Annotated in this window: 11 protein-coding genes; 10 read left to right on the top strand and 1 reads right to left on the bottom strand. The window is 43.9% G+C overall.

Going from position 1 to position 13,362, the window contains the following annotated elements; genetic code table 11:
- Positions 1 to 175: 175 nt before the first annotated feature.
- From ACJB0T_RS00120 to ACJB0T_RS00100, 5 genes are read left to right on the top strand one after another with little or no spacing between them, the layout of a single operon-like run.
- The gene (locus ACJB0T_RS00120) at positions 176 to 1,522 is read left to right on the top strand and encodes an HlyD family type I secretion periplasmic adaptor subunit (protein WP_479290150.1); all 1,347 of its coding nucleotides are present in this window, start codon (positions 176 to 178) and stop codon (positions 1,520 to 1,522) included.
- A 3-nt stretch (positions 1,523 to 1,525) separates the two neighbouring features.
- Positions 1,526 to 3,760 (top strand): ATP-binding response regulator, encoded by a 2,235-nt coding sequence (locus ACJB0T_RS00115; protein WP_479290151.1) that lies wholly within the window; start codon positions 1,526 to 1,528, stop codon positions 3,758 to 3,760.
- On the top strand, positions 3,735 to 5,114 hold the full coding sequence (locus ACJB0T_RS00110; RefSeq protein WP_479290152.1) for a TolC family protein: 1,380 nt from the start codon (positions 3,735 to 3,737) through the stop codon (positions 5,112 to 5,114). The genes ACJB0T_RS00115 and ACJB0T_RS00110 overlap by 26 nt, the downstream gene beginning before the upstream one ends.
- A gap of 48 nt (positions 5,115 to 5,162) precedes the next feature.
- A complete protein-coding gene (locus tag ACJB0T_RS00105; protein WP_479290154.1) occupies positions 5,163 to 6,797 on the top strand; it encodes an ATP-binding cassette domain-containing protein in 1,635 nt (544 codons plus the stop codon).
- Positions 6,794 to 8,938, top strand: coding sequence for an ATP-binding cassette domain-containing protein (locus ACJB0T_RS00100; RefSeq protein WP_479290156.1), 2,145 nt, complete (start codon positions 6,794 to 6,796; stop codon positions 8,936 to 8,938). The genes ACJB0T_RS00105 and ACJB0T_RS00100 overlap by 4 nt, the downstream gene beginning before the upstream one ends.
- Positions 8,939 to 8,959: 21 nt before the next feature.
- Here ACJB0T_RS00100 and ACJB0T_RS00095 read toward each other — a convergent pair whose 3' ends face one another.
- Entirely contained in the window at positions 8,960 to 9,316 is a 357-nt protein-coding gene (locus ACJB0T_RS00095; RefSeq protein ID WP_479290158.1) for a hypothetical protein, read from the bottom strand.
- 259 nt (positions 9,317 to 9,575) lie between these two features.
- Here ACJB0T_RS00095 and ccoN point away from each other — a divergent pair, with 259 nt between their 5' ends.
- The 5 genes from ccoN (at position 9,576) to ACJB0T_RS00070 (ending at position 13,362) form a co-directional block, all read left to right on the top strand.
- Entirely contained in the window at positions 9,576 to 11,003 is a 1,428-nt protein-coding gene (gene ccoN, locus ACJB0T_RS00090; RefSeq protein WP_042501564.1) for a cytochrome-c oxidase, cbb3-type subunit I, read from the top strand.
- An 11-nt stretch (positions 11,004 to 11,014) separates the two neighbouring features.
- Entirely contained in the window at positions 11,015 to 11,635 is a 621-nt protein-coding gene (gene ccoO / locus ACJB0T_RS00085) for a cytochrome-c oxidase, cbb3-type subunit II (RefSeq protein ID WP_479290159.1), read from the top strand.
- A gap of 10 nt (positions 11,636 to 11,645) precedes the next feature.
- Entirely contained in the window at positions 11,646 to 11,819 is a 174-nt protein-coding gene (locus ACJB0T_RS00080) for a cbb3-type cytochrome oxidase subunit 3 (RefSeq protein WP_479290162.1), read from the top strand.
- Positions 11,819 to 12,793, top strand: coding sequence for a cytochrome-c oxidase, cbb3-type subunit III (ccoP, locus tag ACJB0T_RS00075; RefSeq protein WP_479290164.1), 975 nt, complete (start codon positions 11,819 to 11,821; stop codon positions 12,791 to 12,793). Before ACJB0T_RS00080 ends, ccoP begins: the two co-directional genes overlap by 1 nt.
- 89 nt (positions 12,794 to 12,882) lie before the next feature.
- Positions 12,883 to 13,362 (top strand): FixH family protein, encoded by a 480-nt coding sequence (locus tag ACJB0T_RS00070; protein WP_479290165.1) that lies wholly within the window; start codon positions 12,883 to 12,885, stop codon positions 13,360 to 13,362.

Here is a 13,362-nt window from a genome sequence, read left to right as displayed (position 1 = left end):
AATATTTAGCTAAGCAACTAAACACAAACTACAGATTAACAAGGAATTTTTTTTGAAAAATGAGCATTAATATACTTAACTATTAGTTAAGGTGATATTTGTGCAATCTAAACCTAACACGCTGTTATCACGTAGATTTAATACTATAGTTTAGGTTGTTGTCCGGGAGGCAGTTGTGAGTAAAAGTAACATCGAGCATCACATTAGAAATGCCTTGATTCAAAATACAGATAAATCGGAGTCTGATTATGTTGAAGCGGTTGAAATAAAGAGTGCGATGACAACCGTTCACAAAACCCTTCTTTTGACTTTCTTTATCATTCTGATTCTACTTGGCATTGCTTCTCAAGCTCGTATCGATATTGTCGTTTCATCAAGGGGTGAGCTTTTACTCGAATCAGATATAGAGAAAGTTCAACATCTTGAAGGAGGCATACTCGATTCAATGCTCGTGAAACCGGGGGACATTGTTTACGAAGGCCAGCCAATCGCGAGGCTTAGAGCCATTGAGAGAAACTCACAGCTTTCGACAATGAATGCTGAGATTGCACAGCTTGAACTCGATAGACTTCGCTATTTGAGTCTAATTGCTCAGAAAGAGCCGGATTATACACCTTATTCCGATTTTCCGGATCTCGTGCGAGTGAATGAGGATACATGGCGTAAAGAGAACGCTAAAAATGTCTCTGCGGAATCATTGATCAAACATGATATCGAACACAAAGATCGCCTTATTGCGTCGATGAAGAAAAGACGCGTGAGCTCTCTTAACCAGCTTAAGTTGATCCGTAAACAGCTTGAGATAAAGCAAACGCTGTACAACGAAGAAATGGCCTCTTACGTAGACGTACTAAATATGCAGGTTCAAGAGTCTAATATGGTGAGGGAAATCGAAAACCTAGATGAATCTCTCATGAATGAAGACTTTCAGATGCTAAGGTTAGAAAAACAGCTTAACGATCTGATTGTAAATAGGAACGCGGAGTATCAAGCACAAATAATTCAAGCGAATAAAGATCTCGACATTAAAAGAATACAGCAACCTCAGCATACGGATAAAGTAAATCGTCTTGTGGTTTATTCTCCCGTTGATGGGGTTGTTGACAAGGTGCATTTTAATTTTCGCTCTGCGGTAGTGCCTCCAGGCGAAAGCATTGCTGATATTGCACCGTTAAATAATACCTTGCATGGTGAAGCGAAGCTCCCTCGTAAAGAGATGGGTTTTGTTGAAGTTGGACAGGAAGTAAAACTGAAGTTCGATACCTACAATTTTGCCAAGTACGGTTTTATGCTAGGCAAGATTTCCTCGATCAGTCGCTCCTCTTATGAGGAGGAGGAAACAGAGTACTACCTAGCGAAAATCACGATAGAGCATGATTATCTTGAACGTTCTGGCACTAAGTACAGTCTCTCACCATTTATGGAGTTTACGGCAGATATAAAAACGGGTGATAGGCGTGTCATAGAGTACGCAGCCAAGCCCGTAATGTCGGCAATTGAAGATGCATTTGACGAGCGTTAAACCATGAAACCAAGGTACAAAGTATACAGCTTCCCAGTAATCAAATTAGGCATAGTAGTTTTACTATGCCTTTCGGCCATTGGCCTCTGGTTTGCTTATCAGTACTACACCGCCGCTCCCAAAGAAAGCACCTTCACTACACCGCTTATCGCGCAAACAGAAAAACTAAACACAGCGCTTGAGTCAACCATTCTTACCTTAGATATCTGCCTTCAGAATAGTGAATGTGATCACGTTAGCCACCACGTTAGGTCATTAATGAATGAAATGGCCGCCTTCAAAGCGCTAGCTGCATTGGATAAAAAACAAGTCAGTTTAGTCGGTGCTGTGGAATACAGTAACGTGCAGCTCGCGATCAATCGATATTTTGCACAAGACTCTCCTGAGCGAGAAGACCATTACCTGCTTCGTACAACTCTCAGCAACAACTATGTCGAGATCCGTAACCGGTTTGACGACCTGTTTTTTGTTGAACACAAGCAAGTTGTTGAGGATATCCGCTCTTCTGTGAACATTATTGTCGTTATTTTTCCGCTGCTGGCCATTATTGCCATCGCTGTCGTTCTTGGCGGTTGGAATCGACTGAAGAAAACGGTTCGTGATCGTCGCTCTGTGAATCAGAGTTTTGAGTCTCTCGCTGAGCGTTTGGATGGACTAGATTCATCAAAAATCGAAGAGATCCTTAGTACTACTGAGATTGACCCCATTGAGCGTAGCATTTATTCCAAGTTGAGATTGCTCCATGAAAAGGTCGATAAGCAGCAACAAGATGCCGATTTAAATCAACAGCTCTATGGGCTTATTGGTTATGAAATTCGCGGGATAACCAATACCATCAAAGGCGGAATTCATTATCTAGTCCAAGATGCCGATGAGAACACAGCGGTTCTCGCTCAGGACATTACTTCTGCCGCCAATACCCTTTCTGAACTTGCCGAAAACTACAATCGGCTGCTCTCTCAAGGCCGAGATAAAAGCAGTAGCGCGTTTTCTTTCTTGGATGTGGTTTCTGAGCTGACTATCCACATGAAATCTAAACTCCAGCGAGAAAACCTTACACTCGAGTGTGCATTCATTGGCAGTGTTCCTGCTATGGTACTGGGTCATCAAACAAGTCTGTTTTGGATGCTTTTCCTAAAGCTGTCAAACGCACTGCAAGTTCAAACTGACAGAAACGTGCTGTTTAAAGTAGAGACTGGCAGTGGTCTAGATGTCGACCGCTCAAGAGTTACATTGTCACTTATGTTTCTCACCAACACAAATGTGAAAATGGCTAAAGTTGATTCACTACATTGGTCTGAACGTGCCGATTCAATGGGTAGCAATGATGAATGGACAAAGTCAATCCTTGGGAATGTTGGTCACTTTAATTCCAAATGGTTTGAATCCGGTAAACAGCGACGCTTCCAAGTGGAAGTTGATCTCGAAGCTCAAAGTTACTTCGCGCCAAACTCAATTACATTGGAAGGTAAAAATCTTATTGTTTGTAGTTCCGGCATGCTATCACTGGAGATATTAACCAATGTGCTCAAGATGAATGGTGCTAAGTTTACCGTCTGCGATGATCCTAATGAGCTTTTCCGTCTAAACCCATCTGAAGATAAAGTAGACGGCGTCATCATCACCGATGCCATTGAAGGTATCCAAATCGCGCCTTTCAGTAAAACGCTGAGCAAGCGACTAAAACCTACCGGTACTAAGCTGTTTTTGATGTCGAGCACCTCTGAGCTGGCTCAAATCACTCATGAATTCGTCGACAAAGTCTTTTTCAGTCCTATTTTGCCGCACGAATTTATTCCTCATTTACGTGAAGCATTGGAAGCGGAGTCCGTTGAGGAGACCTTAGAAAACAGTTCATTCTTAATTGTTGAAGATGACAAGGTACAGCAGTTCCTACTCAAACGTATTTTGATGAAACAAGAATACAACGCCGATACCGTGGGCGATGGTTCAGAAGCGGTCGAATGGGTTAAGAAACAGCGCGCAGACATTATCTTTATGGACTGTATTATGCCGGGCATGGGGGGCATACAGGCAACTCGCTTAATACGTGAACACGAAAAAGAAAACGATATCACCATTCCTTCGACGATCATCGGCGCAACGGCATTGACCAGTGTCGCAGAACACAAAGCATGTATCGAAGCCGGTATGGATTACGTAATCAGCAAGCCTTACAAAAGCGATGAAATTCTCAAGGTGATCAAAAAATATGTGGCCTATCAGAAGATTAGTTAGTTGTGCTTTTATCGTTGTTAGTTTTCCTTCTCAAGCATTAACCTTGCTGGAGGCAGTACAGATTGGTTTGAACAACAATGTGTCGCTTATCGCGAGTCGAAGGGGCGTTGAAGAGAACGCCTACAACATCGATGTAAGTCGTTCAAAATTTCTCCCTACCATTTCAGCCAATGCGACGAGTACTTGGAGTGGTAACCGTACCGTTCTTAGTAATGCCGATGACACCACCAACAGCTACAATGATCACGGTTATAGCGTTTCACTGAGTCAAAGCTTGTTTAATCTTGCGGATATCTACAAGTACGGCACGGCGAAACTGGACTTCAACATTGAAGAGATTAAGAACGAAAATAAAACTCAAGAGATCATTCAAGAGATTGCCGTTCAGTACTTTGAGTATTTAAAAAACGGCGCTCAAACTCGCGCTACTAAAGCAGAGCTTGACTCGTCTCTCGCTAGACTCAAACAGATGCAACGCAATGTGGAGCTTGGTAATGTTGCTGCAAGTGAGCTTTATGAAGTGGTGGCGCAAAAAGAAGGGATAGCCAATCGTTTGAGAACCCTCGGTAAAGACAAGGATGTGATTCTCAATACACTGGAGTTACTCACACAATACCCAGTTATTCCAACTCAAGACTTAGAGCGTAGCCTGATATTGTCAGAAATTACTTTTGAGCGCAGCGGCGATTTACTTGAGCAGGCAATGCAGTATAACAATGACATTATCGTCTCCGAGAAAACACTAGAGCGAAGTTTTAGAACACTGAAAGAAACGGGTTCAAATTTTGCGCCAAGTCTATCTGCAAGCGCCAGTTATCGTCATGATGACACCAACAACTTCGACCCGATTACCACACCCGGCGCAACCGGGATTAGCGATTCTAAATCTCTTGGGCTTACGCTAACCGTCCCTATCACGACCGGTGGCTCTGATTACTATGCTTATAAGAAGAATGAAAAATCCATTGAGCGCAATGAGCTACTGCTTCTCGATACGCGCAACACAGTCAAAAACGACCTAGAAACCTCCATTCTCAACATCAACGATTTCTCTCAATCGATTTTCACCTTCGAAAATATTATTCGTGCCAATTATTCTTCCTACAATGGAATTAAGAGGGCTTACGATTTGGGTACGCGAACCCTAACCGATTTACTTGCTGCAGAGAGCAAGTTGTTTAGTGCTATTCGAGATTATGAAAGCGCAAAATACGATTATGTTATTGAGTCGATTCGACTTGATAAAACGGTGGGAAATTTATCCCCGCTGAGCATAGAAAAAATCATGGCTTTAATGGTCAACGAATCCAGCATTCGCGATATGGACGTAATACCTGAGCATTTAAAAAACTGAAAATATGTGCATTTTTCTTTCAACATTGAGTAGCAATAGGACGGGTCGATGAGTAGTGAGCATTTCTCCCAACGAATCACATTTGCCGATACGGTGTATCTCACCTTTTCGACCATCATGTCGACTCTGTTTGCTTTGGTACTACCCTTCTCAATATTGATTATCTTCGACCGTGTATTGCCCAACCAAGCCAAAGATACCCTTTCTTTACTTTTCGCGATAATCCTTGTTGCTATCTACCTCGATTACCTGCTGAAAAAACAAGAGGAAGTCATCACCTCGACGCTAATGAAGGACTTTGAAACCGATTTGACCAACCGCGTGTTTAAGTCGGTGTGTTTGTCTGAAATAAACAAGTTTAATCAACTCGAACCCGGCCAGTACTTAGAACGTATTTCGACCATCCCTGAGATTAAAAGCTTCTTTGGAGGAGAAACCGTTCGAGCGGTCATCAACGCGGTGGTCAGTGTGATAACCATCATTATTATCGGCCTTATCAATGTTGGTGCCGGTCTCACGCTGGTCGTGGCTTCAATCATTCTCTATGTCGCCGCGCTACGTATTTCTAGTAAAAAGATTGTGACGCTCGAGGAAAAATCAGAGATCGAAGGTCTTACTAATTCCAAAATCATCGAGATTGTTTCAAGTCCTCTCGACAATAAAAGCCGCACTATGGAATATCGCTTAGAAAGCTTAATGACAGATATGGTTAAGGAGCGAGAACGCAAAAATATCGAGTACGAAAACCTAGAATCTGATTTTAACCTTGTTCTTGCGCTGATTCAGCAGCTATCTATTGCTTGCGTTGTCGTGCTGCTTGCAACGTCGGTCATTAATTTGTCTGCAAGCCAAGGCGTTATGGCTGCCATCATTATGCTGACGAACCGATACTTTGCCCCGTACCAACAGGTTATGCGTACTATTGGTCGCTGGAAGCTTAACAAACTGCACATTGAGAAAGTGTCTGAGTTATTGGAATTGGAATACAAGCAGCAACGTGATATTGCGCTGGTTGAAACTCAGGATGAATCACTCCCCGCTCCAATTGATCAAGATATCGGGAATCTCATTGAAGTAAAACTCTCCACGGGACAACGAATCGAGTTCACATTGGGTAGACCCACAGTTATTCGAGGCCTCTCTGGCAGTGGTAAGAGTCATATTACTCGCTGCTTAACTCGAGATGTTGAATGTGATAAATCAGAAATCTACATTAACCATAAACCTCTTCATGATGTTCACTATCACACCTGGCGTGAGGCCGTACACAGAATCGATGGAAACAGTACTTTCGTAGAAGGAACCATTATCGATAACCTAACCTGTTTCAGGCCTATTCTAAACAGTGCTGCGTTTACTATCTGCAAGAACCTTGGCATCAAACACGAGATCGATGCACTGACCGACGGCTTCTACACTCAACTTACCGGACACAAGAACGCGCCTGTTTCGAGGCAGGTTCAATACGCCCTCTTAATTGTGAGGGCGATGCTAAGCCAAAAAATATTATTGGTGCTAGACGATATAGACGCTGTTTTTGACAACGCGTTTGGCGAACGAGTGGTTTCAACACTCATACCCAAAGCAAACCAGCAATTCCTAATCATTGTCAGTAACAAACTCGACAGCAGAAAGTATGGGCTCAAATCGATTCGTTTAACTGGCGAAGAGGTAGCTGCATGAGTATTCTTGTCGACTTCAACAACATCGGGCAACGACTCTCCGACTTTGAGTCCGAACAGTTTCAGGAGCGCTACCAAGGCTCCCCTTTACTTCGAGGACTGGCCTATACGCTTATCGCCATGGAATGGGAAGGAACTCCTGAACTCCTATCCGATGCCTTTATGCCAGGGGAATCAGATTCGGACGGTTTTGAGGCGACGTTAACAAGGCTGGGTTATCAATGCCGCACCACTAAATATGAAAAAGCCGAGCTTGCCCAAACGGAGGGGTTACATTTACCGTGTTTTATTGAGCTAGATAAGCTTGAAGCAATACTTCTCTCTGTGCGCGATGGTGTTGCTACGTTGTTTGATTACAAGAACAATAACAGTGTCACGGTGACATTGGTTGATGCCACCTATTCAATTACCGTTATCTCTGAATATTCTAAGCTGTTTCGAGAACCGCCACCGGAGTCACAAGATAAGTCTAATTGGATCAAGTATGCGTTCTATCGCTATAACGATGAGTTTAAAAGTCTGATCTTCCTCTCTCTGGTTATCAATATCTTTGGTGCTTTACAGCCGTTCTTCATTATGAGTGTTTATAACTTCGCACTCGCTTCTAGCTCTGTTTCTACCTTGTATTGGCTGACCCTGTTTGCTGTCTTTTTAGGATTTGCTGAATATGCAGTAAAAAAAGTTAGGATGAATATTCTCGCCACCTCCGGACAAGACTTGGCCGTTCACATATCTCGCAATGTGATAGCAAAGTTATTGTGGCTGCCCTACTCAATGACTTCTTCTGCTGGAGTTTCGTCTCAGTTGGCGCGTTTAAAAGATATCGATCAGTTCAGAAAGCTCGTCACAGCTGAAGCGACACTCAGTTACTTCGATATGCCGTTTATCGTTATTTTCATTTTAGCGGTGACCATTCTCTCTGGATACGCAGCACTTACGGTCTTAGCGGGCATCTTCTTAATGGTAGTTTTCTGTATTTATTCGCGTTATATCTATTCTCAAGCAACCGCCAACAGTTCCAGGGCGAATGCCATGGTCTCTTATCAATGGAACGAGCTACTTCGAGGTATCAATACCATTCAGGGGCTGCCTCTTCTTCGCGTTATTCAGTCTCGATTTAATGCATCACACGAACAGAGCTCGAATGATGCTGCACACGTTGCAATGACCAACAGTAACATTCAAGCAATTGGTGGTGGCCTAATTCAGGCGATCGGTACGGCTTCGATTGTTACCGCCGTGATAACTGTGATGGATGGAAACTCTGATGCTGGCGCTATGTTAGCCACGGTCATTTTGGTTTGGAAAGCGCTCGGCCCTATCATGGGCATATATAACTCCATTACCAAGTTTCAAACCATTAAATCTTCAGCGGCTCAGATCAATGCCTTAATGTCGCTTAACGACGACAAGACGTCGCTAGAGAAAAGTCCGCCTATTCGTAAGTTCGTTGGTGAAGTGGTGGGTAGTGGCATCACACATCGATACCAAGGTGCTCAAACGGGGCTAACTAATTTAGGGTTTAAGCTCATGCCCGGAAGTAAAACCGCCATTTCTGGCCCTGCCGGAAGTGGTAAAACAACGCTGCTGATGATCATTGCCGGCCTAGAAGAGCGTTATCAAGGCGCGGTTTATATCGATGGCTACAATATCAAGCAGTTCAACAACTATCGCTATAGAAAAGCGATTAACTTCATTCCGTTTGATATGCACCTTTTTGAGGGTTCTATTCGGTCGAACTATGTTCTGCACAACGGCGTGATTTCCGAAGCTCAGATGAACTACACCTTTAACCTTCTCGAGCTTTCTAAATGGTTTAGTGATGGGTTGGATAGCCACTTAAATACCGATGTATTAAAGAACCTCCCTAGTGGCGTCATTCAAAAGCTGAAAATAGCGATTGGCCTTGGCGACATGTCGCAGAGCTTATTCATTATTGACGAACCGTTTGTTGGATGTGAGGCAGAGCACGCGGGGTATTTGAATCAGCTCTTCACGGGCGCGCTAAAAGACAAAACGGTGGTGTACACGACAGTGGATCCTGCGCTCATCACCAGCTCTACACATTGTCTATTGTTAGAACCTGACGGCAACCAAAAGTATTTCGGTCTGCCAGATAAAGTAATGAACGCTATGGGGTGATATCGTAGGCACTTTCCGAAACTAGCGGATAACGACTTGTCTTGATTCGCCCGATGACGAAGTCACTGTGACGGTCACTGGCGCCTCAACTCCTTCAACTGTTGATTGTTTAACCGTTTTCATTAACACATCATCCATATTCTGAACTTTAAATGTTAAAAGTTCTGATTTTGTGACGTTCAGCACCTTTGTCGAAGAATGATACAAAAAGGTGATATTTTCCTCTCCCACTTGTAGCTTGCATTGTTCGTTAACTGAACAATCTACCGTATTGCTCACATCATGCGTCATCGTACGGTAACTAAATGCCGCAATGAGCACCGACATCATGATGATTATTTGTACAAGCCTTGCTTTTGTTAGCTTCTGTGCTGCCATTGTGACGAGTTCTCCGTGTAACAAACTTCAAAGTTTTGAAATAAATGGTCATAAACCAGACCAAGTGTAAGGTTACTGCCCTGTTCTTGAATTGTTAATTGAAGTATTATTGTCCTTTGAAAATGCTACTTTTTGTTAAATCCGGCAAGAGAAGTAACGTTTTGATTCGACGTTAGTTCTTTTGATGGGTTGGGTAGCATTACGACATGTGTCGTGTTGGAAGTAAAGTGTAGTTAATTAGAAAATTGGAAGCATGTTAATGAGCCAAGAAAAGCAGCTTGAACAAGTCTACAACTATACCGTCGTACGCCAGTTCACTTTAGTGACGATTCTTTGGGGTATTGTTGGTATGGCAGTAGGTGTTTTGATTGCCGCTCAATTAGTTTGGCCACAGCTCAACTTTGATACGCCGTGGTTGACGTACAGTCGTTTACGTCCTTTGCATACTAATGCGGTAATCTTTGCGTTTGGTACCAGTGCTCTGTTTGCAACGTCTTATTATGTTGTACAGCGTACCTGTCAAACGAGATTATTTGGAGGCCCTCTTGTCGCATTCACCTTTTGGGGATGGCAAGCAATTATATTAGCCGCTGCAATTACTCTACCTTTGGGATTCACCTCAGGGAAAGAGTATGCAGAATTAGAATGGCCAATCGATATCGCTATTGCAGTGGTATGGGTGTCTTACGCTATTGTGTTCTTCGGAACGCTCATTAAGCGTAAAACGTCACATATCTATGTAGCGAACTGGTTCTTTGGTGCGTTCATCATCACCGTTGCAGTACTTCACATCGTGAACAGTATGGCAATTCCTGTCTCGATGGGTAAATCTTACTCCGTCTATTCAGGTGCCGTCGATGCGATGGTTCAATGGTGGTACGGCCATAACGCGGTAGGTTTCCTTCTTACAGCCGGTTTCTTGGGTATGATGTACTACTTCGTACCAAAGCAAGCTGAACGTCCTGTTTACTCTTACCGTCTATCGATCGTTCACTTCTGGGCGCTTGTCTCTCTGTATATTTGGGCTGGTCCTCACCACCTACACTATACAGCTCTACCAGACTGGACTCAGTCTCTAGGTATGGTGATGTCTTTGGTTCTATTTGCTCCGTCTTGGGGTGGTATGATCAACGGTATCATGACGCTGTCAGGTGCTTGGCATAAACTGCGTTACGACCCAATTCTTCGTTTCTTGATCGTTTCCCTATCGTTCTACGGTATGTCAACGTTCGAAGGTCCGATGATGTCTATTAAGACGGTTAACGCACTGTCTCACTACACAGACTGGACAATTGGTCACGTACACTCGGGTGCACTTGGTTGGGTTGCGATGGTATCTATCGGTTCTGTATACCACCTAGTCCCTCGTCTATTCGGTCAAGAGCGTATGTACTCTGTCGGTCTTATTAACACCCACTTCTGGCTAGCAACTATCGGTACAGTTCTGTACATCGTTGCGATGTGGATCTCTGGTGTAATGCAAGGTCTGATGTGGCGTGCAGTTAACTCGGACGGTACGCTAACTTACAGCTTCGTTGAATCTGTACAAGCGTCGTACCCGTTCTACTTCGTTCGTTTTGTTGGCGGCTTCATCTTCTTAGCGGGTATGTTCTTAATGGCATACAACACGTATAAGACAGTAACAGCAGCTAAAGGTAGCTTGAAAGCTGCCCCTCAACCGGCTTAAGGAGATTAAAGATGAGCTCAAACTCTAACAATCGCCATGAAGTCGTTGAACGTAACGTTGGCTTACTGGCTATTTTAATCGTATTCGCAATCAGTTTAGGTGCGCTTGTTGAAATCACTCCACTGATTTTCCAAAAGCAAACCACTGAACCTGTGAAAAATCTTCGTGCGTACAGTGCACTGGAAATGGAAGGTCGCGATATCTACATTCGCGAAGGTTGTAACGTATGTCACAGCCAAATGATCCGTCCTTTCCGTTCAGAAACTGAGCGTTACGGTCACTACTCTGTCGCTGGTGAAAGCGTTTGGGAACACCCATTCCTATGGGGCTCTAAGCGTACTGGCCCAGATCTCGCCCGTGTAGGTGGACGTTACTCTGATGAGTGGCACCGTGTTCACCTAATCGATCCTCGTGAATTGGTTCCAGAATCAAACATGCCAGGTTTCCCTTGGCTAGAGGAAAACGTACTGGATGGCAAATTGACACAGAAGAAGCTTGAAATCTTCAAAAATCAATTTGGCGTTCCATACACGGATGAGCAAATCGCAAACGCGGCTAAAGACGTAGAAGGTAAAACAGAGATGGACGCCATCATTGCTTATCTTCAATCTTTAGGCCATGCGATGAAATAAGGAGGGGCTTATGGATATCGGTACTATTCACAGTATTTGGACCATAGTGTTGTTCGCAAGCTTCATTGGTGTTGTGTGGTGGGCCTTTGGTAAAAGCCGCAAAGCACGCTTTGAAGAAGACGCAAACCTAGTGTTTGCGGACGAACAAAAAGCTGCCTCCGAAGAAAAAGGAGTGACTAAGTAATGACTACATTCTGGAGTCTATGGATTATTGTCATCACAGTCGGTACGCTGGTTGGTTGTGCAGCTATCCTATATTGGTGTGTTCGCGACAAAATGGGTGTCGAAGAAGGCGAAGATATGGGGCACGAATACGATGGTATTCGTGAGCTGAACAACCCACTACCTAAGTGGTGGACTTATTTGTTTGTCGGTACGTTCATCTTTGCCGCTATTTACCTTGCTATGTACCCAGGTTTGGGTAACTACAAGGGTCTTCTTGGCTGGCAAAGTTCGGATCAAACCGTACGCTCACTTGAAGAGTCAAAAGCTTCTATTGCCGCTGCACAAGAGAATAAAACTCTTGTTCAATACGCAAAAGAGCTTGATGATGCAGATGCCTACTTCGGTGAAGCATTTAACCGCCTAGCAAAAACATCGGATGGTGCACTGCGCCCTATCCCTGAAATTGCTACCGACAGTGAAGCACTTAAAGTAGGTCAACGTTTGTTCCTACAAAACTGTTCACAATGTCACGGTTCGGATGCTCGCGGTCAAACTGGCTTCCCTAACCTAACAGATAATGCATGGCTATACGGCGGTGAACCTGAAGCTATCGTTACTACTGTTATGCAAGGTCGTATTGGTCAGATGCCAGCTTGGAAAGAAGCGTTGGGCGAAGACGGCGTACGTGAAGTCGTTAGCTACACGCTAAGCCTTTCTGGTCGTAAAGTGAACGCTCGCGAAGCGGAAGCGGGTAAAGCACGTTTCGTCGTGTGTGCAGCGTGTCACGGTACAGATGGTAAGGGTAACCCTGCTGTTGGTGCACCAGATCTTACCGACCAAGTATGGTTATTTGGTGACTCGCGCGCGGCTGTAACGGAAACCGTTATGAATGGTCGTTCGGGTGTGATGCCAGCATGGAAAGACATCCTAGGTGAAGAAAAAGTACAGCTGGTATCAGCGTACGTTTGGAGCCTAAGTAATTCCGACAAATAAGTAACATTTCAATAACAGCCCCTTGTAAGGGGCTGTCTTTTCTAGATAAATTATAATTTCTTTCTTATTCAGCTGTTGAGAACTTTTTTATGGTAAAGCCTTGGTATAAACAATTTTGGCCGTGGTTCCTGATCGCGTTGCCTCTGTCTGTTGTGATCGGAACTGGTTATCGAATCTCGCTGTTAATGGACAACCAAGTCAGCTTAGTTGCCGAGGATTACTATAAAAAAGGAAAAGGGATTAATGTGGATTTAACCAAGATAAACGTTGCTAGAGAACTAGAGCTCAATGCAGCGGTATCGTCAGTGGGCGATACTATTTTGATTAAGTTCCAAAAAGGACAACTGCCTCACTACCCTGCTCTTACCGCTACGTTTACCCACCGTACACTACCGGACCGTGATTTTGAAAGGCTTCTTACTGCAGACGCTAAAGGCACCTACCGACTAACACTTGATCACGATGTTCAAGGTCCTTGGTTCGTAGAGCTACAGCCACACGACCAAGCTTGGATGGTTCAAGGCCGAGTAACATTCCCAACTGAAACTGATGTAGTGTTGTTAGATTAA

Source organism: Vibrio sp. CB1-5, from assembly GCF_059412285.1.
The sequence above is the reverse complement of the archived record's forward strand: the minus strand, read 5'-3'. Positions and strand labels throughout refer to the sequence as shown.